Genomic DNA, 19,930 nt, shown 5'->3' on the forward strand with positions numbered 1-19,930 from the left:
CCCTGGTTACGCGGCTTCCACCGCGTCCGATAAGCCTGTCCCGCTGATCCAGCCGCCCCCCAGCACGCGGTCGCCGTCATAGAAAACGGCGGCTTGACCAGGGGCGATCCCATGCTGCGGCGCGGCCAGGTGCAGGGTACCGCTGCCGTCGGCATTTCGGGTCAGGCGGGCGGGGGCCGGGGCTTGGGCGGAGCGCAGCTTGACCGTGCAGGCGACATCCGTTTCCGGGCCGCCCAACCAGTTTACGTCCTTGAGGTGAACGATATCGCGCCCCAGGGCACTGCGCGGGCCGACGACGACGCGGCGGCGGTTCGGCTCCAACCGGATGACGAACAAAGGCTCGCCGCCACTGACTTCCGCCCCAAGGCCGAGGCCCCGGCGCTGGCCAATCGTGTAATGGATGACGCCCTGGTGTTTGCCGACGACCTGCCCGGCAAGATCGACGATCTCGCCGGGTTCAGCGGCTTCTGGGCGCAGGCGCTTGACGATACTGGCGTAATCGCCATCCGGGACGAAGCAGATATCCTGACTGTCGGGTTTATCATGCACCGACAGGCCATAGCGCTGCGCCAAGTCGCGGGTTTCCGGCTTGCTGAGATGCCCCAGTGGAAAACGCAGGAAATCCAACTGGTCGGACGTGGTGGCAAAGAGGAAATAGGATTGGTCGCGCCCGGCATCCGCCCCGCGCACCAACTCCGGCCCGTGCGGGCCTAGACGGCGCTGGACGTAATGGCCGGTCGCCAGCGCTTCCGCCCCCAGGTCGCGCGCCGTCGCCAGCAGGTCGCGGAATTTGACCGTCTGATTGCAGCGCACGCAGGGGATGGGGGTTTCGCCGCGTGCGTAACTATCGGCGAACTCCTCGATCACTTGATCCTTGAAGCGGGATTCGTAATCGAGAACGTAGTGGGGAATGCCGATGCGTTCCGCGACGGTTGCCGCATCGTAGATATCCTGCCCGGCACAGCAGGCGCCTTTGCGCAAGGCAGCACCATAATCGTAAAGTTGAAGGGTGATGCCAACGACATCATAGCCTTCATCCTTCAGCAGCGCCGCCGTGACGGAGCTATCGACCCCCCCGGACATGGCAACGACCACGCGGGTTTCCGCAGGCGGTTTGGCAAATCCGAGGGAGTTGAGCATAGGAAACCTTTGGGGGAGGGCGACCCGTCAGCCCGCCATCATATTGCGGCTGCCGGTCGGCAGAGAGACGGTCAGACCGTCCAGTTCTTCGGTCATGATGATCTGGCAGCCGAGGCGCGAGGTCGCAGTCAGGCCGAAGGCGAGATCCAGCATATCTTCTTCGTCTTCGCTGGCATCTGCGAGGCGCTCGTAATCTTCGGGATCAACGACGACATGGCAGGTGGAGCAGGCGAGCGAGCCTTCGCAGGCGCCTTCCAGATCAAGCTGATTGCGATGCGCGATCTCCAGAACCGACAGGCCTACCGGCGCGTCCACATCGTGACGGTTGCCGTCCCGGTCGATGAAGGTCATTTTCGGCATCGAATTTCCTCGTCAGGGTTAAAACGCCCCTGTTTACCGTCTTGTCGGGGGCGGGTCTAGTGCCGTGTGTGATACGGCGCGCGCCCCCGATGCTGAAGACTTAAACGCTAAAGCTTTCGCCGCAGCCGCAGCGGGCTTTTTCGTTGGGGTTGCTGAAGGTGAACCCGGCGGTGAACTTATCTTCGCGATAGTCCATTTCCGACCCGATCAAGAACATCACGGCAGCCGGATCGACCAGTACGGTCACGCCCTTGTCTTCCACCACTTCGTCAAACTGCATCTTCTGATCGGCATATTCGACATTGTACGATAGGCCGGAACAGCCGCGCGTCTTGATACCAACCCGCAGGGCAACGGCGGGGGGATCGCGTTTTTCAAGGAGCGTTTTCACGCGCGCGGCAGCGGCATCCGTCAGGGTGATGACGGTTTTTTTCGCAGGGGCGGTCGCGGTTGCCATAGGGCAGCTCCTTAGTCTTAATCTAAGCTACTGAAGAAATATGGGCGTTTGCAGGCGTTCCTGCAAGCCGCCGCCATGCAGCGCAGAACTGCGTTAACTGCTCTGCCGTCGTGCTGGGGCCGAAACTGACGCGCAGGGTCGATCCGGCGATCGCATCCGGGTAACCCATTGCTGACAGAACCGCACTGCGCTTCACTTTGCCCGAGGAACAGGCCGACCCGGCGCTGACGGCGAACCCGGCGAGGTCGAGCGCGATCACCTGGGTTTCCGCCGGTTTGCCGGGCAGGGTGACGGAAAAACAGTTCGGCAGGCGCGGGGCACCGGTTGCGGCAGGCAGCAGCGCGCCAGCGGCCTGCAAATCGGCTTCGGCGGCATCGCGGAGCGGGGCGAGGGCCTGCATGGCGGGGATTTCGGCTTTGGCGGCACGGGCGGCGACGCCAAAGGCGGCGATGGCGCCGACATTCTCCGTTCCGGCCCGCCGTCCGCGTTCCTGCCCGCCGCCGCGCAGTAACGGCAGCGGTTCGCGCGGGGTCCCGGCGATACTGGCCCCCAGCACGAGCGCCGCCGCGCCCAGCACGCCGCCGAGCTTATGACCGGAGAGGGTGAGAAGATCGGCGCCCAGACCGTCCAGCGTAAAGGGGACCCGCCCGGCAGCCTGCACGGCATCGCAATGCACCAGCCCGCCCTTGGCATGGACCCGCGCCGCGATCTCGGCAATCGGTTGTAGAATGCCGGTTTCGCTATTGGCCAGCATGACCGAGACCAGCGGCGGGGCTTCCGCCGTCGCCAGTGCGGTATCGAGCGCGGCAAGATCGAGTGTACCGTCCGCCAAGACCGGCAGGACAATTGCGTCGGGCGCAGCTTGTTTTACCGCGTCATGCTCGATGGCCGAAACGAACCGCGCGTGATCGGGATAGCCGAGCAGGGCCATATTATTGGCCTCGGTCCCGGTTGCGGTGAAGATCACCTGATTGGCATCGACCCCAACCAGATCGGCGACCGCGCGCCGGGCGTCTTCGACCCGCCGCCGCGCCGCGCGCCCGGGGGAATGGACGGAGGATGGGTTGCCGCCCGCCTCAATGGCCGCCACCATCGCGGCCAGGGCTTCCGGCCGGGTTGGGGCAGTGGCGTTATAATCGAGGTAGATCATTCGGCGGCGAGCGCGAACGACCGAACTTCGACGCGCTGTTCGCACACGTCTTCCAGCGAGACCGACTCAAGGAAAAGGCTGATCTGTTCGCTGAGGGCTTCCCACAGATTATGGGTCATGCAGCGCGCCCCTTTGATCGAACAGCCTTGGGGCGAGCCGGGGGTGCAGCGGGTGGCGCGTAACGGCTCGTCAACCGCCGCGATGATTTCGGAAATCCGGGTTTCCGCCGCCGGTTTGGCCAGCAGATAGCCGCCCCCCGGGCCGCGCACGCTGCGCACCAACACCTGCCGCCGCAGCTTGGCAAACAATTGTTCGAGGTAGGAAAGCGAAATATCCTGCCGTTCGGCGATTTCGGCCAAAGCCACCGGCGTTCCCCGGCTGTGATGGGCCAGATCGACCATCGCCATGACCGCATAGCGGCCTTTGGTGCTGAGGCGCATGATTATTCCGCCGGAAGATGCGGCATCGGCTCCCGCACCGGCGTTCCCGCTGGACGCAGGGGGGAGGAATCTTCCAATTCGGCGACGCGCGCTTTCAGCGCCGTCACTTCCTCCAACAGCCCGCCGATGGCGCGGGCCAGCGGATCGGGCAGATCGGCGCCGGACAGGCCATAGGCGCAGAAATCGACCTTCGCCTCGCCGACCACCTTCGCCGGAATGCCGGTGACCGTCGCCCCCGCCGGAACCGCCTTCACCACGACTGCATTGGCGCCAACGCGCGCGCCGCGCCCGACGGTGAAGCCGCCGAGCACCTGCGCGCCCGACCCGACGATGACATTATCTTCGAGCGTCGGGTGCCGTTTGCCCTCGTGCAGCGAGGTGCCGCCGAGGGTGACGCCCTGATAAAGCGTCACATCATCGCCGATGATCGCGGTTTCCCCAATGACGACGCCCATGCCGTGGTCGATGAAAAACCGTTGGCCGATGAGTGCGCCAGGGTGGATTTCAATCCCGGTCAGCATGCGCCCGATGTGGGATATCGTGCGCGCCAGCGTGCGCCAGCCGCGCTTCCAGGCCCCATGACTGACCCGGTAGAACAGTACCGCATGCAGCCCCGGATAACACAGCAGCACCTCCAACCGCGACTTGGCGGCGGGGTCACGAGCGAGAATACTGTCGATCTCTGCGCGGAACTGCTTGAATGGCATGATGCCCATCATTATCACTAAGGCCGCCCAGGGCGCGGCTGCCCATCGGTCCTAGAGTAGGGTATAGAAAGCCCTACTGCTGCGGTCAAGTATGGGGCGGCTTGTGTTCAGTCTCCAGCGCGTTTGCCGGGGGCGGGCCATGTGTTGAAGGAAGGTGCGGAAGTCGATGCCCGAAGTCATCATCAATGGGCCGGAAGGCCGCCTAGAAGGCCGCTATCACCACGCTAAGACGCCAAACGCGCCAATTGCCGTGGTCCTGCACCCCGACCCGCGCGGCGGCGGGACGATGAACAATAAGATCACCTATGCGCTGTATCAGACCTTCGTCCAGCGGGGGTTTTCGGTCTTGCGCTTTAATTTTCGCGGCGTTGGGCGCAGCCAGGGCAGTTTTGACCGGGGCGAGGGCGAATTATCCGATGCCGCATCGGCACTGGATTGGTTGCAGACCTATAACCCCAATGCCTCGGCAAGCTGGGTTGCAGGCTTCTCCTTCGGCGCTTGGATTGGCATGCAGTTGCTGATGCGCCGCCCGGAGCTGGTCAGCTTCATTTCCGTAGCGCCGCCCGCCAATATGTTCGACTTCACCTTCCTCGCCCCGTGCCCGGTCTCCGGTCAGGTGATCCAAGGCGATGCCGACGAGGTGGTGCCGGAAGCCTCGGTCGCCAAGCTGGTGCATAAACTGTCGAACCAGCGCGATATTTCGATCGACTACCAAGTCATCCCGGGTGCCGGGCACTTCTTTGCCGATCAACTGACGCAAGTAACCGGGGCCGTTGATCGTTACGTTCGCGATACGATGGCGGCACTGCCCGTAGCCACGGCGGGCGGCGCCGGGCGCGGGGCGCTGCGCTGATCAGCGGTTGTCCGGTGTTTGAAACGGTGGCGGCGGCCCCGACGGGCTGCCGTTGCCGTTTTCGGACGGTGGGCCACCCTCGAAGATCCAGCGAAAAATCCCCGGGGCAAAGCCCGAGAGGGGATTGACGCTCACCTGTGGGTCGAGCATCGGCCCCGTGACGCGGAAGGTCCAGGCGAAGATGCCGCCGCCTTCGCCACCGGTCAGAATATTCCCAATCAGCGGAATGGCGTTGAGGACGCGGTTAATTCCGGCCATCGGCACCAACGTGCCATTCATATCCAGCCGGTCGGTCGTTCGATCGATGCGCCCGTCGAGCTTAAAGCCGATCGATAGGCCGGTCGTACGGCCATTGCTCAGCAGAATGCGCTGCGGATTAGCGCGAAAATCGATGGAGGCATTGTCGAAGGCGATCCCCTCGCCCGACAGCATTTGCGGAATGCCAGTGATCGACGCGATGGTTAGGATTTTGCCCAGGACGGGTTCGTCTACCAGCCGATAGGCGGTCATCTTCGCCTGCCCGCGCCAGCCTTCGGGGTCGGGTTGACCGTCGAGGGTCAACACGCCGCCGCGCACCGTATCGATGATGCCGCCAAAGGCCAGCGCGGCCCCGGCGTCCTGGGCTTCGACGTGCAGGCGGCGATCATCGCCCGCGCCGCGCAGAACGGCCGAGGCATTGCCCGCGCCGATCTTGGCGTTAAACCCGAGTTCCTGCCACAGGTCGCGGGTTATCTGAAGGCGGAAGCTAACGTCCTGTGCCTCTCGTTTTGGACCCAGAATGAGTTTCCCCAGCTTGGCTGTCAGATTGGCCGTCATCGGCGTTGGGGTGGGATTGGGCGGCTGTTTGGCGCGATCCGCCATCATTCGGGTGAGGTCCAGCGATTTACCGTCGAGGCTGATCGCCCAACCATCGCGCCCGCGCCGAAAGGTGGCCGCGAGATCGGTTCCTGGCAATTGCGCCCGCCGCAGCACGGCCTGCGTGATGTCGAGCTTGCTGTCGAACTGCACACTGCCCTCGGCGGCCCCGCCCCCGGCGGCGCGATACTCAAAGTGGCTGACTTGGGTTAGGCGGTTATTCTCTATCACCAGCTCGGCGCTGCCTTGGGCGGCCTCGCCAATCGGTTTGACGTAGAGAATATCCGACACCTCAAACCGGGCGCGGGTTAGGTCAGCTTTGACTTGAACCCTGGCTTGTTTCGGAGCCGGTTCGGTATAGGCGACGGTCAAGTCAATCGGGCCGGATACGTAACTATCCCCCGGCAGCTTCAGCGCTGCCCGTCCAGCATCATTGACCGTACCGATCAGGTTCAGGCTGCGCCCGGCGGCGCCGGTAAAGGGTTCCGCCCAATCGATCTTGAAGGCGACGCCATTCAATCGACCGGTTCCGGCGCCGGTTAAGCCTTTTTGGCTGACCTTCAGGGTCAGATTGGCGTCGGAGAGCGACACATCTTCGATAACATTCTGCACGGCGGCCCGGGTAACCTCCGCCTCCGCCGCAATGTCGAGCTGTTCGACCTTGAGCGCATCCAGCAGCGGGAACCCCATCGTCAGGGTGATCTTTGCGTCGCCCTGGCTGGTCTTTGGTTCGATACCAAAACGTTTCATAAAGCCAAGCGGCGGCTGATCGAGCAGGGTGAGCGCGTCCTGCACCGGTCCTAGAATGGCGAGTTGCAGGGCCATGCGCTGATCGGGGGCCTTCAATCCGCTGATCGTCAACGAGCCGTTTGGCACCGTTAGGCCGCTGCCGCGCAATTTACCGTCCTGCATCGCCATGGTCAGCTTGCCGTCGCTATGGGTATAGGTCAGCGTGCCGTTAACCCCATCGACCGGCGGCAGTTTGCCAAGGTAACTAACGGAGATATTCGTGGCTTTCAGCCCGGCAGTTAGGTCATGCACCTCCGGGTCCGCATCCTTGGCGGGCAGGGTGGCTTTGAAGAGGGCGGTCGCTTCCGTCACGCCGCCCTTGGCGAGGTTGGCGAAAATCCAGCGGCGCGGGTTCGGGGCAACCGTTGCGGGCCATAGCGACGGCAGATCAGCAAGAGTGAGTGATTTCACCCCCACCGATCCGCTAAGGGTGACGGGATACTGTAGCTGATCGGCGGCGATCTTACCGGTCAGGACCGTTCCAGTCGCCAGCGTCAGGCGGGGCAGGTCCACCTCCAGCTTGCCCTTATCGAATTTGACCTGCACCTCGGCATCGTCGATAGCGACCGCGCCGGTCGGCAGGTCAGCCTGGACGAGCCGCCCTTTTCCGGCTTTTAGGGCCGCATTGAGGCTGATCGGCCGACCATTTCCGTCCAGCGTTGTACGCAGGGTCAGTTTGCTCGGCAGTTCAATCCCGCTGAGTTCCGGCAGGCCCGGCAGGCGGGTTGCAACGGCGGCGGGCATGATCCGATCAATATCGACGCCCAGGGTAATCCGGTCGTCTTCCGCCTTCTCGGGCGCGAAAAAATCATATTGGCCTGTCAGGGCGATATGGGTCGCCTGTTGCTGAAGCGTCAGCGTACCGGTCATCGATCCGGTGATCGTGCCCGGCGTGAGCGTTTGTAAATTGGCCGAAACATCGGTGATCGGCCATTCAACGCCGGTGCGGTCGTCGAGAATGAAAAACCGCGCGTCGCGCAGGCGCACTTCGCGCAACCCCTCCGCCTCGCCCAGACCGAGAAGATCGATCAGCCATTGGGTGGGGGAGGCGGTGCCGGCCGGTTCTACCTCAGGCACCGGGGCTTCGCCGCCCGTCGTGCTCTCCACCCCTAGGGCAAAGGCGCCGTTTTCGCTGCGCACCCCACGCAGCGTGAGGCCATTTAGCCGCAGTTCCGTGGGTTTGATGCGTCCCCGTACCAATTCATGCCCACTGAGTTGCAGCCAGGCGGCGGGCATGGTCACCAGCCGAACGCCTTCTGGCGTTGAAACGCTGACCCAGGTCAGATCGAGACCGATGTTACCGCTTTCCCGGTCCCAGGCGACTGCGGCAGCCCGTGCCCGCACCGTATGGCCGGAGAGGGAGGAGAGGGTTTGCGTCAAAGGCTCCAGCGCAAAATCCAGCGGCAGCGGCCCTTGCGACAGGCGGTAGGCGCCATAGCCCACGGCCCCGATCAGCAGAAAAAACAACGCTAGCATTACCCGCAGAAGATGCCGGGTTACCCCATCGACGATACGGCGCCGCTTGACCCGCTTGCGCTTGAGCAGTACCGAACGATGGGCGGCGCCGCTGCGGCGGCCCGTTTCGGAGGCGGACGGAGAAGGGTCGGTCGATGGCGTTTCAGTTTCCATTCCTGGCAACACTCGCAAACCTACCGCGTCCGGGGCGGCCGGACCGGGTAGAGGTCGCCATCGAACGCTTGCTCGACCGGGCCGAAAGCCACGGGGAAGAATGCCTTGCGGCGATAAGGGCTATGCTGGCGCATCCGCAAGGGTCCGCGTTGATTGCGGCCATTTTTGGCAACAGCCCTTTCCTGACGGAGGCGATTCTCGCCGAACCAGCCTTTTGGGTGACAGTGGCGACCAACGGTCCCGACGCCACCTTCGCCGAAGTTATTAATCCCATCAATGACGAACTGGCCGCTGCTCAGCAATCCCCCGATCTCATGCGTAGCCTGCGGATCGCCAAACGCCGCGCGGCGCTGACGATTGCCGTCGCCGATATCGCCGGGGTTTGGCCGTTGATGCGGGTGACGGGCGCCTTGTCGGAGTTTGCGGACCGCTGCCTTTCGGTGGCGGCGGGGCACGCGCTGGCGATCAAACGTCAGCAGAAGGGCGAGGCGATGAGCGCCGATCTGGTGGCCAATAGCCGCCGGGGCCTGATCATCCTTGGTATGGGTAAGCTCGGCGCGCGGGAACTCAATTATTCCTCCGACGTCGATCTGATCCTGCTTTACGATCCCGACCGGGTTTCCTCCGGCGTTGCCGCTCTGCGCGATACGCTGCGCGAGACCTATGTGCGCTTTGCCCAGGATTTGGCGCGCTTGATCCACGAACGGACAGGCGATGGCTATGTCTTTCGCGTCGATCTGCGGCTGCGGCCAGATCCGGCGTCCACCCCGGCGGCCCTATCGGTGCTGGCGGCAGAGACTTATTACGAAACGGTCGGCCAAAACTGGGAACGCGCTGCGATGATCAAAGCGCGGCTGGTGGCGGGGGATGCCGAGGCGGCGGCGCTGTTTCAGCGTAACCTGCGGCCTTTCGTCTGGCGGCGGCATCTGGATTTCGCGGCGATTGCCGATATTCACAGCATCAAACGCCAGATCAACGCCCACAAGGGCGGGACGGAGTCGGTTCCGGGTCGCGATCTAAAACTCGGGCGCGGCGGCATTCGCGAGATCGAGTTTTTCGTGCAGACCCAGCAGCTCATCTGGGGTGGGCGCGATCCGTCGCTGCGGCTCCGCCCGACATTGGAGGTGTTGAGCGCCCTGGTCGCCGCCGGGCGGGTGCAGCCGACCAGTGCCGAAGCGCTGGCGGCTGCTTATATCCGCCTGCGCACCTGGGAGCATCGGGTGCAGATGGTCGAGGACCAGCAGACCCATAAACTGCCGACCGATCCCGAGGCGTTTGCGGCGATTGCTGCCTTCAGCGGCTATGCCGATGCCGAGAGTTTTACGGCGGCAGTGCTGGAAACCCTGGAGCAAGTGCGCTGCCATTACGGCGATCTTTTTGAAGAATCGCCGCCGCTGTCTGGTCCCGGCGATCTTGTGTTCACCGGGGTGGAGGATGACCCGGCAACCTTGCAAACCTTGACCGGGATGGGGTTTTCCGACGCGGCGGGGATTTCGGAGACGGTGCGCGGCTGGCACCATGGCCGCATCCGTGCAACCCGGTCGGCCCGGGCGCGCGAACTGCTGACGGAACTAATGCCGGGGTTGCTGAACGCCCTCGCGCAAACGCCGGACCCGATGGCGGCCTTTCGCCGGTTCGACCGGTTCCTGACCAATTTGCCCGCCGGGGTGCAGATCCTCTCGCTATTTCAGCAGAACCCGGGGGTGCTGGATTTGGTGGCGGAGATTATGGGGTCGGCGCCGGGGCTGGCGGAGCATCTTGCCCGCCACCCGCGCTTGCTGGACGGTTTGATCCACGATGCCCAGCGCATTTCCGCCGACCAACCGATTGCGACCGAGGCTGAGTTGGCGGAGGATTTGGCCGCCGAATTCGCGCAAAGCAATAGTTTTGAGGAAGTGCTGGACGGGGTGCGCCGCTGGACCGGCGACCGGCGCTTTCAGATTGGTGTTGCGCTGCTGCGCGGTGAAATCACCCCAGAGGCGGCAGCGCGCGGCCTTTCCGCCGTGGCCGATACGGTCATCGGCGCTTTGCTGCCGCAGGTCCATAGGGAATTTGCGCAAACCCACGGGCAGGTGCCGGGTGGGGAATTTGCCGTGTTGGCCTTGGGCAAGCTCGGCGCGCGGGAGTTGACGGCCTCCTCCGACCTCGACCTCGTGTTCATCTACCGCGTGCCCGACGGGGTGGATCAATCGGATGGCGGGAAGCCGTTGCCGCCGTCGCTCTATTTCCAACGCCTTGGTCAACGGCTGATCGGCGCCCTAACGGTGCTGACGGCGGAAGGGGAGCTTTATCAGGTCGATATGCGCCTGCGCCCAACCGGCAATAAGGGGCCGGTGGCCTGTAGCCTTGAAAGTTTCACCAGCTATCACGCCGATGAAGCCTGGACTTGGGAGCATATGGCCCTGATCCGCGCCCGGACGGTGGCGGGCGATCCGCCCCTCTGTGCCGACGTGCGGGCGGTGCGGGAGGCGGTTCTAACCCGCCCGCGCGACCGGGCGGTGATTCTGGCCGATGTTGCCGATATGCGCGCCCGTATCGCCAAGGAACGGCCCGGGCAGGGGGCGTTCGATGTCAAAGACCGGCCCGGGGGCCTCGTGGATGTGGAATTCATCGCCCAAGGCCTCATTCTGTCCACAGCGGCGCCGGGGGCGGCAAGCCTACCGCCGGACCTTGGCCATACGCTGACCGGCCTGCACTGGCTCGCAAGCGTCCGGGTTCTAACGCCCGATGCGGCGGATCGGTTGATCCGGGCCGGGCGGCTGTGGCAGCGGCTGCAGGTCATGCTGCGCCTGGCCGGTACGGGCAAGTTCGACCCGGCGACCGCCCCGGAAGGGGTGCGGCGGGCGTTAGTACGCGCGGCGGGCGTTCTTGACTTTTCCATCCTCGAACAAGAGATGAGTGAGGCCGCGACGGAGGTGCGGGCGCTGTTCCAGGCGCTGATCGTTCCCGCCGCTCCGGCAACCGATCCTTCCGCAACAGGAGATGCGTGATCATGAGCCTCGACGTTGGCACCCAAGCCCCGGACTTTACCCTTCCCACCGATGGCAATGGGTCGATCACGCTCAGCGCCCTTCAGGGTAAGCCGGTCGTGCTGTATTTCTACCCGAAAGACGATACTTCGGGTTGCACGGCAGAAGCCTGTCAGTTCCGCGATATGCAGCCCGATTTCTCGGGCGTCGATGCCGTCGTTATCGGCCTGTCGAAAGACAGCGTGGCGAGCCACGATAAATTCAAGAAGAAGTACGAGCTGCCCTTCACCCTCGCGTCCGACACCGACGGAACGGTGTGCGAAGCCTATGGCGTTTGGGTCGAAAAAAGCATGTACGGTAAGAAGTACATGGGCATCGAACGGGCGACCTATCTGATCGGCCGCGACGGTAAGATCGCCAAAATCTGGCGCAAGGTGAAAGTGCCGGGGCACGGTGCCGATGTACTGAAGGCCGTGAAGGCGCTGTAGACCGTTCCCCCATCGGCGCATCCATGATAAAGTTTTATGGATGCGCACGATTGATTTAGAAACTGATTTGCTTCGCTGCTTTGTCGCGGTGGCCGACCGGGGCGGCTTTACCGCGGCGGCGGAGGCCATTGGCCGGACGCAATCGGCGGTTTCCCTCAAGATTCGTAAGTTGGAAGAAACCCTCGGCCTGCGGGTCTTCGAGCGCACCAGCCGGTCGTTGTCCCTAACGTCGGACGGGGAGGTGCTGCTGGGCTACGCACGCCGCTTGCTCGATCTCAACGACGAGGCCGTGCAGCGGTTAGTTGGGCCGGATGCCAGTGGCACCCTGCGCCTGGGCGTTGCCGATTATATCGCGCCCCGCAGCCTGCCGCTGCTGCTCTCGCGCTTCAATCGGCATTTCCCACGCATTCATGTGGAGGTGCGCACGGGGTTGGGCATGGACCTGATCCCGATGCTGAACCGGGGCGAGCTTGATTTGGTGATCTGCGGGCGCGAGCCGGGCATGAGCCTCGGGCGGCTGCTCTACCGCGAACCCCTGGTCTGGGTCAGTGGCGAGGGGGCAACCCTGCCGAAAGGCCCCGCCGTGCCGATGGCGGCGCTGCCATTCCATTGCAGCCATCGCCGGGCGGCGGCAGACGTGCTGGCCCGCGCCGGGCTGCGGCAGGAGATTGTTTACACCAGCAGCTCGGTGGCGGGGGTGCAGGCTGCCGTTGTTGCGGGGCTGGGCATCGGCGTTCTGCCCCAGTCGGCGGTTCTGCCCGGTATGCGCCTGTTGACCGCCGAGGATGGGTTTCCCGATTTGCCGGAAGCCGAAATGGCGGTGGTCGGCGAAGAAAAGCTGACCGGAACAGCGGGCGCGGCCTTCGTGCGCTTCTGGGAAGAAAGCCTCGTGCCGCTGATCCGGCAGGACGGGGCGGAGGTCGCCCCCCGCCCGTTGATTCAAGCGTAGCGGATCATCGACAGGTCGCTGGTCTCGATCTCCGGCTTCTGACCCGAGATCATATCGGCCAGCACCCGGCCCGAGCCGCAGGACATGGTCCAGCCCAGCGTTCCGTGGCCGGTATTCAGATAGAGATTGCCGAAGCGCGTCGGCCCGATGATCGGCGTGCCGTCCGGCGTCATCGGACGCAGGCCCGACCAGAAGGTCGCCGTCGCAAGATCGCCGCCGGTCGGGAAGAGATCGCGGACGGAAGTTTCCAGCGTTTCGCGCCGCCCCTGCGGTAGATCAGTGGTAAAGCCCGACAGTTCCGCCGTCCCGCCGACGCGGATACGGTTGCCTAGCCGGGTGATGGCGATCTTATAGGTCTCGTCCATGACGGTCGAAACCGGGGCGCCCGCTTCGTCGGTCATCGCCAGGGTCAGCGAATAGCCCTTCACCGGATAGACCGGCACGGTCACGCCGAGCGGCGCCATGAGGTGCGGGGAGAAGCTGCCCATCGCCACCACATACGTGTCGGCGGTCAGCACCCCGGCGCTGGTGGCAACGCCCGTCACGCGGGTGGCATCGGTCACCAGCCCGTCAATGCGGGTGTTGAACAAGAATTTGACGCCCAGCCCTTCGGCCAGTTTCGCCAAGCGTTCGGTGAACATATGGCAGTCGCCGGTTTCATCGTGCGGCAACCGCAGCCCGCCGACGATCTTATGCTGCACCTTCCCGAGCGCCGGTTCTGCCTGGGCGCATTCGGTTGGGGAAAGCCGTTCGAAGGGCACATTATACTGCTTCAGCACTTCGATATCGCCCGCAATAGCGTCCATCTGCTGATGGGTGCGGAAGACCTGCAGCGTGCCGAGGGTGCGTTCGTCGTACTGAATGCCGGTTTCGGCGCGTAGTTCCACTAGCTTGTCGCGGCTATATTCGGCAATGCGCACCATCCGCGCCTTATTCACCGCGTAGCGGGTGGCGGTGCAGTTGCGCAGCATCTGCGCCAGCCAGAGATATTGCCGAATGTCCAAAGTTGGGCGCACGACCAGCGGGCCGTGCTTCATGAACATCCATTTCAGCGCTTTCACCGGCACCCCCGGCCCGGCCCAGGGCGAGGAATAGCCTGGGGACACTTCGCCTGCATTGGCAAAACTGGTTTCCTGCGCGGGCGACGGTTGGCGATCCACCACCGTAACCTCATGCCCGGCTTTGCTGAGGTAATAGGCTGTCGTCACCCCGATTACGCCGCTGCCCAGCACGAGAATGCGCATCCCGGAAGCTCCCTTATTATTCATTCGGACTGCAAAGCGCTAGTATATCCGCAGGAGCTTGCGAGGTCTTTGCGTTCATTCGAAGATATGGCTGATTTTGAGGGGTGGATGACGGAAAATTCGATAATTTCGGCAGAAACTGCGGCCTACACGCTCGACGAGATCGATCGGAAGCTGCTGCGCGCCTTGCGCGCCGACGGGCGGATCAGCAATGCCGATCTTGCCGCCAGCATCGGCCTGTCGGCCTCGGCCTGTCTGCGCCGCGTTCGCCTGCTGGAGCATCGCGGCATTATTCGCGGCTATACTGCCCTGATCAGCGCGCCCCAGGACCAGCCGCCGACCGTGGCGATCATTCAGATCACCCTGGAACGGCAGACGGAGGATCATTTAGGGCGTTTTGAAGCCGAGATCCGTAAATGCCCGGAAGTGACCGCCTGCTATCTGATGACCGGCGTCGCCGACTATCTGGTGCTTGCCGAAACGCGCACGGTGGCCGATTACGAGCGGCTGCATAAAGAGGTTCTGTCGCGCATTCCCGGCGTCGCGCGCATTCAATCCAGCTTTGCCATGCGCCGCGTTACGGATTGGCGGCCGGAGGGCGGTTAGGCGGGCTGGGTGACGGTGCGCAGCCAAGCGGCGTAATCCTCTGCGCTTAGGGCTCCGCTGGCGAGGGCCAGCATGGTTTCGATGCACTCGTTATCGGATGCAATCAGTTTAACACCGTTCAAGAGAAGAAAAAGTTCGCAGGCAACGAATGCCGTGCGCTTATTGCCGTCCACGAAAGGATGATTCCGGGCAATTCCGAAGGCATAAGCGGCGGCAAGGTCACAGAGGTGTGGCTCACCAAAAGCATAAAGATGCTGCGGACGCGCTAAAGCAGCCTCCAATAGTTCAGGCGAGCGCGTTCCAGTCAGGCCTCCGTGTTCGGCGATCTGCTCCTCGTGGATCGTCGTAATGATGCTGGGATGTAGCCATTCAGGTTCATTCATTGGGCGAGCACGCGCAGAACCCCCCGGCGTCGCGCCATAATGTCCCGCGCTAAGTCTAATTGTCGGCCCTGTTGATCATCTTGGGCGGAAATCACGACCCCCTGCGGTGTTTCCGACAGATACACCACATCCCCTTCACCTGCCTTCAACGCCGCCAGCATTTCGCGGGGCAGGGTCAGGCCGATTTCGTCGCCGATACGTTGGAGTTTGAGGGCTACCATGATCATTTCTCCATCAGATCAGCTTAGAGCGGTTTCCGGTCGTTTAGGTTCATATCGCCGCTCTAACCTATTGCTTTGTGAAGCGAATACGTTGTCGCGGGGGATGCTATCTACTCGTGATTCGCTCTAGTCTAGCAGATCATGGCCCCAAAACGAAACGAGGGCCGATAGGCCCCCGTTCTAACGTCGATAGCCGATAACGTTACGACCGCAAGCCGTAATCAAGCATGCCAATCCAGAACCGTTCCAACCGCCGGAAGGTATTGGCGGAGGAGGTAAGCTCGGCTTCCGTCGCCACCTCGCCCAAGGCGGCAACCTGACGGTCGAACATACGATCCATGATCTGGCAGAGTTCCAGCCCCTTGGCCGACAGTTTCACCCGGATAGACCGGCGGTCGTGGGTTGAACGTTCCTGCATCAGATAGCCGTTTTCGACCATCTTGCGGACATTGTAGGAGACATTAGACCCCAGGTAGTAGCCCCGGTTGGTCAATTCCCCGACAGTTAAATCGTCGCTACCGATGTTGAACAGGATGAACGCCTGAACATTGTTGATATCCTCGATCCCGAGGCGATCAAGCTCGCTTTTGATCAATTCCAGAAACTGACGATGCAAGCGCTCGGTGAGCCGGATTGCCTCCAGATATGCGGCCTTCACGTTTTTCTCCTTGGGTACCGCCCTTCATCCCCCGAGAATGACGGAACCAGCGTTAGGGAATATGCTTAGACCCTTGATACCGTCTTCAATCGGCTTTGGCTAGCATCTGAATAGTCTCAGCCGCGCGAATAATCACAGCATTGGGGGCATATGCGACGATTTTTCCCTTTGGACGGTTGGTGAATGTAGTTTTTCCAAGCAGATAGAACCGTGCGCCACGTTGAATACGTATGCATCCCTAATCGCATCGTTATCATCCGTTTTTAGTCAGGTCGAGCTCCCGTCCTGGCAGTGCGGCGAAGAAATTTTTCACAAGATCGGGGGTTACGTCATTCAGCGTCGCGGGCGACCATTTCGGCGCTTGATCCTTATCGATCAGCAGGGCGCGGATACCCTCGCGGAAGTCTGGCCCGGCCATGCAATGCTGGCTAAGGCGGAATTCGCGCACGAACACGGCCGCGATATCAAGGCCCTTGCCGCCGCGCAACTGTTCTAACGTAATCTTTAGGCTGGTGGGCGACTTATGGGCCAGGGTTTCCGCCTGGGCTTTGGCCCAAGCGCTACCATCGGCGGTCAGCGCGGCCAGAATGGCTTCGATACTATCACCCGCGAAAAGACGGTCGATATCGGCCTGCTGGGCGAGCAGTGGACTATCGCCGCGCGGCTGATCGAAGCGGGCGATGATCGCCTCGGCGTCAGCGTCCGTGGCAGGAGCTTCCGCGACCAGGGCATCGCGCAGGGCGGGCAGATCGGCATCTTTAATGTGATGGGTGGCAAAGCCGATGGCGCAGGCATCCGCCGCGCCCAGCCGCGCGCCGGTTAGCCCGAGATAGAGGCCGATTTGCCCGGGCATTTGATTGAGAACCCAGGTGCCGCCAACATCCGGGAACAGGCCGATCCCTGTTTCCGGCATGGCGAACATCAGACTATCGGTCACCACCCGCAGCGGGCCATGCGCCGAGAGGCCGACGCCGCCGCCCATGCAAATCCCGTGGATCAAGGCAATGATCGGCTTTGGATAGGTATGCAGCAGATGGTTGAGCGTATATTCCTCGCGGAAAAACGCATCGGCCAATGCCATCTCGCCCGCACTGACCGCCTGCGCCACGGCGCGCACGTCGCCGCCGGCACAGAAAGCCCGGTCTCCGGCGCCTTGCAGGATAACGCAGCGGATATCGGGATCGGTCGCCGCGCGGCGCAACACCGGGTCCATCGCGCGGATCATCTCCAGCGAGAGGGCATTCAGCGCCTTCGGGCGGTTGAGGGTGATGATCAGCGCGCCGCCTTGGGTGTCGAACAGCACGCTTTCCTGGGCCTGAACCTCCGACATCTTAACCCTCTTTCAGCAGCTTGCGCGCCGTGATCAGGCGCATGACTTCGTTGGTGCCTTCTAAAATCTGATGCACCCGCAGATCGCGGACGATCCGCTCCACGCCATATTCCTTAATATAGCCATAGCCGCCGTGCAGTTGCAGCGCCTGATTGGCGACCTCGAACCCGGCATCGGTGGCGAAGCGCTTGGCCATCGCGCAGTGCAGCGTCGCATCGGGATCGCCCCGGTCGAGGGAGCGGGCGGCGCGATGCACCATTAGGCGCGCTGCTTCTAACTCCGTCGCCATATCGGCAAAACGGAATTGCAGCGCTTGGAAGGATGCGAGTTCCTTCCCGAACTGCTTGCGCACGCTCATATGCTCTTTCGCCGCCGTCAGCGCCGCGCGGGCGCCGCCGAGAGAGCAGGAAGCGATATTGATGCGCCCGCCGTCGAGGCCCTTCATGGCGAATTTAAAGCCTTCGCCTTCTTCGCCCAAACGGTTCGCGACCGGCACGCGGCAGTCTTCGAAGGTGACCACGGCGGTCGGCTGGCTGTTCCAGCCCATCTTCTTTTCGGGCTTACCGAAGCTGAGGCCCGGCGTGCCTTTTTCGACCAGCACGGTGGAAATCCCGCCCGGCCCGTCACCACCAGTGCGCACCATCACGGCATAGACTTCCGACACGCCCGCGCCGGAGATGAAGGCTTTTGCGCCGTTCAGCACGTAATGATCGCCGTCGCGGACCGCCCGCGTCCGCAGGGCCGCCGCGTCGGACCCGGAGCCGGGTTCGGTCAGGCAGTAGCTCGCCAGCTTTTCCATGCTGAGGAGGGAGGGCAGAAAGCGGGTGCGCTGATCGTCATTGCCGAAGCGGTCGATCATCCACGCGACCATGTTATGGATCGACAGATAGGCGGCGGAGGCAATGCAGCCCGCCGAGAGTTCTTCGAAAATGAGGGCCGCATCAAGGCGCGTCAGGCCCGATCCGCCCGACTCCTCGCGCACGTAAATCCCGGCCATGCCGAGTTCGGCGGCCTTGCGAAAGGTCGCGACGGGGAAGAAATGCTCCTCGTCCCACTGCGCCGCGAAGGGCGCCAAATGTTCGGTGGCAAACTCGCGCGCCATGCTTTGAAAGGCGCGCTGATCTTCGGTCAGCTCGTAGGTCATAGGCTTGTTCCTCCCCTTTTTCTCGATCATAAGGAAGCCGCTGGGGCTGTCAATCGAGCCTATTGACGTGCGGGAAAAGATAGCCTGCCACCGGAACTTCGGAAAACCCCGAAATTCAGGTTACGCGCACGTAAAGATAAAGGAAGTGCCATGTCGCGTCCGTCGATCATTTCGCCCACCGGTTTTCCCTTCACCCGCCCGCGCCGCACCCGCATGGCCGAATGGTCGCGCCGCTTGGTGCAGGAAAACCGCCTGAGCGCCGCCGATCTGATTTGGCCGGTGTTCGTGATCGAAGGGGAGAAGGAAGCGCGGCCCATCTCCGGCCTGCCAGGCGTATCGCGGCTAACGATTGATCTGTTGATCGAGCAGGCCAAGCGGGCGGTGGACTTGGGGATTCCCGCGATTGCGCTGTTTCCGGCCATCGATCCCGCCCGCAAATCCGACGATGCGGTGGAAGCCTGGAACCCGGACGCGCTGATGCACCGTGCCATTCGCGCGCTGAAAAAAGCCGTGCCAGGCATTGGCCTGATCGGCGATGTAGCGCTCGATCCCTATACGCTGCATGGGCACGACGGCATCGTGGTCGGCGACCGGGTGGATAATGACGAAAGCGTCGCCGCCCTGGTTAAAATGTCCCTGGCGCAGGCCGAAGCAGGGATCGACGTGATTGCCCCGTCGGATATGATGGATGGGCGCATCGGCGCGATCCGCGAGGCGCTGGAAGAAAATGGCTTCAGCCAGACGCTGATCCTTTCCTATGCCGCCAAATATTCGTCCGGCTTCTATGGGCCGTTCCGCGAGGCGTTGGGCGTTACCGGCGCGTCCTATGGGCCGCAGGGCAAGGCGACCTATCAGATGGACCCGGCGAATAGCGACGAAGCCTTGCAGGAAGTTGCCATCGACCTTCAGGAAGGCGCGGATTGGGTGATGGTCAAGCCCGGCCTGCCGTATCTCGACGTGCTGCACCGGGTGAAGGAAACCTTCGCCGTGCCGACCTTCGCCTATCACGTCTCCGGCGAATATGCGATGTGGAAGGCGGCGTCGGAGGCGGGCTATATCGACGGTAAGCGCACCTTGCTGGAAACCATGATGGCGTTCAAACGCGCGGGCGCCGATGGAATTCTGACCTATGCGGCGCTGGAGGTGGCAGAGCTGCTGCGCGGTTAGGGGATCGGGCCGACTGGGGGCAAAGCCCCCGGTCTTACCGTCGGCGGGCACCTTCCATCGTTACCGTACAGGCCTCGCCCGCAATCTCCCCGCAGGTCGTAAGGGCGGCTTGCAGAGTGTTTTGTCCGTAGCGGTCGGTTGCTGTGCACCCAAGGGGACTGCATAGCCAAAGCTGGATAGAAAATTCATCGTCCCGGCTCAACCAAGCATAGGCGTAGGTCTGGCCCTTCACATCGGTGGCGAAATAGCCAGCGTCGAAGGCATGGGCCTGATAGCTCCGTTGTCCCGCTTGCGCCAAGGTCGATAGGGTTGGCGGGGCGGGGGGCCAATCGGCGCAGCCGGTTAAGGCAGCGATCATCCCAAGGGCAAGCAGGCGCTTCATCTTTGGCCT

At 62.9% G+C, this 19,930-nt stretch carries 20 protein-coding genes; 6 read left to right on the plus strand and 14 right to left on the minus strand.

Annotated features, from left to right (window positions below):
- Window positions 1-6 precede the first annotated feature (6 nt).
- The 6 genes from mnmA to cysE form a co-directional block, all read right to left on the minus strand.
- A complete protein-coding gene (gene mnmA, locus CHR90_RS03015) occupies window positions 7-1,140 on the minus strand; it encodes a tRNA 2-thiouridine(34) synthase MnmA (RefSeq protein WP_094407506.1) in 1,134 nt (377 codons plus the stop codon).
- A gap of 27 nt (window positions 1,141-1,167) precedes the next feature.
- Window positions 1,168-1,500 carry a ferredoxin family 2Fe-2S iron-sulfur cluster binding protein gene (locus CHR90_RS03020; RefSeq protein WP_094407507.1) on the minus strand — a complete coding sequence of 111 codons (333 nt, stop codon included), beginning with the start codon at window positions 1,498-1,500 and terminating at the stop codon, window positions 1,168-1,170.
- Window positions 1,501-1,600: 100 nt separating this feature from the next.
- Complete coding sequence (locus CHR90_RS03025) at window positions 1,601-1,957, minus strand: HesB/IscA family protein (protein ID WP_094407508.1); 357 nt, start codon at window positions 1,955-1,957, stop codon at window positions 1,601-1,603.
- A gap of 22 nt (window positions 1,958-1,979) precedes the next feature.
- A complete protein-coding gene (locus CHR90_RS03030; protein ID WP_094407509.1) occupies window positions 1,980-3,107 on the minus strand; it encodes a cysteine desulfurase family protein in 1,128 nt (375 codons plus the stop codon).
- Window positions 3,104-3,547: an Rrf2 family transcriptional regulator gene (locus tag CHR90_RS03035; protein WP_094407510.1), complete on the minus strand. Its 444-nt coding sequence runs from the start codon at window positions 3,545-3,547 to the stop codon at window positions 3,104-3,106. Before CHR90_RS03035 ends, CHR90_RS03030 begins: the two co-directional genes overlap by 4 nt.
- Window positions 3,548-3,549: 2 nt before the next feature.
- Entirely contained in the window at window positions 3,550-4,254 is a 705-nt protein-coding gene (gene cysE / locus CHR90_RS03040; protein ID WP_094407594.1) for a serine O-acetyltransferase, read from the minus strand.
- 166 nt (window positions 4,255-4,420) lie between these two features.
- On the opposite strand from cysE, the gene CHR90_RS03045 reads away from it, so the two are divergent.
- Window positions 4,421-5,107 (plus strand): alpha/beta hydrolase, encoded by a 687-nt coding sequence (locus CHR90_RS03045; RefSeq protein WP_094407511.1) that lies wholly within the window; start codon window positions 4,421-4,423, stop codon window positions 5,105-5,107.
- Here CHR90_RS03045 and CHR90_RS03050 read toward each other — a convergent pair whose 3' ends face one another.
- On the minus strand, window positions 5,108-8,380 hold the full coding sequence (locus CHR90_RS03050; protein ID WP_094407512.1) for a YhdP family protein: 3,273 nt from the start codon (window positions 8,378-8,380) through the stop codon (window positions 5,108-5,110). It abuts the gene before it with no gap.
- Here CHR90_RS03050 and CHR90_RS03055 point away from each other — a divergent pair.
- The 3 genes from CHR90_RS03055 to CHR90_RS03065 are packed head-to-tail and all read left to right on the plus strand — an operon-like array spanning window position 8,362 to window position 12,786.
- Window positions 8,362-11,370, plus strand: a complete 3,009-nt coding sequence (locus tag CHR90_RS03055; RefSeq protein ID WP_094407513.1) for a bifunctional [glutamine synthetase] adenylyltransferase/[glutamine synthetase]-adenylyl-L-tyrosine phosphorylase — start codon at window positions 8,362-8,364, stop codon at window positions 11,368-11,370. The two genes, CHR90_RS03050 and CHR90_RS03055, sit on opposite strands and share 19 nt — an antisense overlap.
- Window positions 11,371-11,372: 2 nt before the next feature.
- Window positions 11,373-11,837, plus strand: coding sequence for a thioredoxin-dependent thiol peroxidase (bcp, locus tag CHR90_RS03060; RefSeq protein WP_094407514.1), 465 nt, complete (start codon window positions 11,373-11,375; stop codon window positions 11,835-11,837).
- Window positions 11,838-11,877: 40 nt separating this feature from the next.
- The gene (locus tag CHR90_RS03065; RefSeq protein WP_094407515.1) at window positions 11,878-12,786 is read left to right on the plus strand and encodes a LysR substrate-binding domain-containing protein; all 909 of its coding nucleotides are present in this window, start codon (window positions 11,878-11,880) and stop codon (window positions 12,784-12,786) included.
- Here CHR90_RS03065 and CHR90_RS03070 read toward each other — a convergent pair.
- The gene (locus CHR90_RS03070) at window positions 12,777-14,030 is read right to left on the minus strand and encodes a D-amino acid dehydrogenase (protein WP_094407516.1); all 1,254 of its coding nucleotides are present in this window, start codon (window positions 14,028-14,030) and stop codon (window positions 12,777-12,779) included. The two genes, CHR90_RS03065 and CHR90_RS03070, sit on opposite strands and share 10 nt — an antisense overlap.
- Window positions 14,031-14,138: 108 nt before the next feature.
- On the opposite strand from CHR90_RS03070, the gene CHR90_RS03075 reads away from it, so the two are divergent.
- The gene (locus CHR90_RS03075; protein WP_094407595.1) at window positions 14,139-14,636 is read left to right on the plus strand and encodes an Lrp/AsnC family transcriptional regulator; all 498 of its coding nucleotides are present in this window, start codon (window positions 14,139-14,141) and stop codon (window positions 14,634-14,636) included.
- Here the strand turns inward: CHR90_RS03075 and CHR90_RS03080 are convergent.
- From CHR90_RS03080 to CHR90_RS03100, 5 genes are all read right to left on the minus strand, one after another.
- Entirely contained in the window at window positions 14,633-15,019 is a 387-nt protein-coding gene (locus CHR90_RS03080) for a type II toxin-antitoxin system death-on-curing family toxin (RefSeq protein ID WP_094407517.1), read from the minus strand. The two genes, CHR90_RS03075 and CHR90_RS03080, sit on opposite strands and share 4 nt — an antisense overlap.
- Window positions 15,016-15,240 (minus strand): AbrB/MazE/SpoVT family DNA-binding domain-containing protein, encoded by a 225-nt coding sequence (locus tag CHR90_RS03085; RefSeq protein WP_094407596.1) that lies wholly within the window; start codon window positions 15,238-15,240, stop codon window positions 15,016-15,018. The genes CHR90_RS03080 and CHR90_RS03085 overlap by 4 nt, the downstream gene beginning before the upstream one ends.
- A gap of 202 nt (window positions 15,241-15,442) precedes the next feature.
- Window positions 15,443-15,898, minus strand: a complete 456-nt coding sequence (locus CHR90_RS03090) for a MarR family winged helix-turn-helix transcriptional regulator (protein WP_094407518.1) — start codon at window positions 15,896-15,898, stop codon at window positions 15,443-15,445.
- Window positions 15,899-16,151: 253 nt separating this feature from the next.
- The gene (locus CHR90_RS03095) at window positions 16,152-17,228 is read right to left on the minus strand and encodes an enoyl-CoA hydratase/isomerase family protein (protein WP_094407519.1); all 1,077 of its coding nucleotides are present in this window, start codon (window positions 17,226-17,228) and stop codon (window positions 16,152-16,154) included.
- A 1-nt stretch (window position 17,229) separates the two neighbouring features.
- On the minus strand, window positions 17,230-18,372 hold the full coding sequence (locus tag CHR90_RS03100; RefSeq protein WP_094407520.1) for an isobutyryl-CoA dehydrogenase: 1,143 nt from the start codon (window positions 18,370-18,372) through the stop codon (window positions 17,230-17,232).
- Window positions 18,373-18,522: 150 nt separating this feature from the next.
- On the opposite strand from CHR90_RS03100, the gene hemB reads away from it, so the two are divergent.
- Complete coding sequence (gene hemB, locus CHR90_RS03105; RefSeq protein ID WP_094407521.1) at window positions 18,523-19,539, plus strand: porphobilinogen synthase; 1,017 nt, start codon at window positions 18,523-18,525, stop codon at window positions 19,537-19,539.
- 34 nt (window positions 19,540-19,573) lie between these two features.
- On the opposite strand, the gene CHR90_RS03110 is transcribed toward hemB, so the two are convergent.
- Complete coding sequence (locus CHR90_RS03110) at window positions 19,574-19,921, minus strand: hypothetical protein (protein WP_094407522.1); 348 nt, start codon at window positions 19,919-19,921, stop codon at window positions 19,574-19,576.
- Window positions 19,922-19,930 lie beyond the last annotated feature (9 nt).

The sequence above is a fragment of the Elstera cyanobacteriorum genome (assembly GCF_002251735.1).
In the GTDB taxonomy this organism is placed as follows: domain Bacteria; phylum Pseudomonadota; class Alphaproteobacteria; order Elsterales; family Elsteraceae; genus Elstera; species Elstera cyanobacteriorum.

Coding starts and splice junctions, on each gene's coding strand:
- CHR90_RS03045 (WP_094407511.1), top strand. CDS start 4,421: ATGCCCGAAGTCATCATCAATGGGCCGGAAGGCCGCCTAGAAGGCCGC.
- CHR90_RS03050 (WP_094407512.1), bottom strand. CDS start 8,380: ATGGAAACTGAAACGCCATCGACCGACCCTTCTCCGTCCGCCTCCGAA.
- CHR90_RS03070 (WP_094407516.1), bottom strand. CDS start 14,030: ATGCGCATTCTCGTGCTGGGCAGCGGCGTAATCGGGGTGACGACAGCC.
- CHR90_RS03035 (WP_094407510.1), bottom strand. CDS start 3,547: ATGCGCCTCAGCACCAAAGGCCGCTATGCGGTCATGGCGATGGTCGAT.
- CHR90_RS03025 (WP_094407508.1), bottom strand. CDS start 1,957: ATGGCAACCGCGACCGCCCCTGCGAAAAAAACCGTCATCACCCTGACG.
- CHR90_RS03100 (WP_094407520.1), bottom strand. CDS start 18,372: ATGACCTACGAGCTGACCGAAGATCAGCGCGCCTTTCAAAGCATGGCG.
- CHR90_RS03110 (WP_094407522.1), bottom strand. CDS start 19,921: ATGAAGCGCCTGCTTGCCCTTGGGATGATCGCTGCCTTAACCGGCTGC.
- CHR90_RS03095 (WP_094407519.1), bottom strand. CDS start 17,228: ATGTCGGAGGTTCAGGCCCAGGAAAGCGTGCTGTTCGACACCCAAGGC.
- hemB (WP_094407521.1), top strand. CDS start 18,523: ATGTCGCGTCCGTCGATCATTTCGCCCACCGGTTTTCCCTTCACCCGC.
- mnmA (WP_094407506.1), bottom strand. CDS start 1,140: ATGCTCAACTCCCTCGGATTTGCCAAACCGCCTGCGGAAACCCGCGTG.
- CHR90_RS03075 (WP_094407595.1), top strand. CDS start 14,139: ATGACGGAAAATTCGATAATTTCGGCAGAAACTGCGGCCTACACGCTC.
- cysE (WP_094407594.1), bottom strand. CDS start 4,254: ATGCCATTCAAGCAGTTCCGCGCAGAGATCGACAGTATTCTCGCTCGT.
- CHR90_RS03055 (WP_094407513.1), top strand. CDS start 8,362: ATGGCGTTTCAGTTTCCATTCCTGGCAACACTCGCAAACCTACCGCGT.
- CHR90_RS03065 (WP_094407515.1), top strand. CDS start 11,878: ATGCGCACGATTGATTTAGAAACTGATTTGCTTCGCTGCTTTGTCGCG.
- CHR90_RS03085 (WP_094407596.1), bottom strand. CDS start 15,240: ATGGTAGCCCTCAAACTCCAACGTATCGGCGACGAAATCGGCCTGACC.
- CHR90_RS03030 (WP_094407509.1), bottom strand. CDS start 3,107: ATGATCTACCTCGATTATAACGCCACTGCCCCAACCCGGCCGGAAGCC.
- bcp (WP_094407514.1), top strand. CDS start 11,373: ATGAGCCTCGACGTTGGCACCCAAGCCCCGGACTTTACCCTTCCCACC.
- CHR90_RS03080 (WP_094407517.1), bottom strand. CDS start 15,019: ATGAATGAACCTGAATGGCTACATCCCAGCATCATTACGACGATCCAC.
- CHR90_RS03020 (WP_094407507.1), bottom strand. CDS start 1,500: ATGCCGAAAATGACCTTCATCGACCGGGACGGCAACCGTCACGATGTG.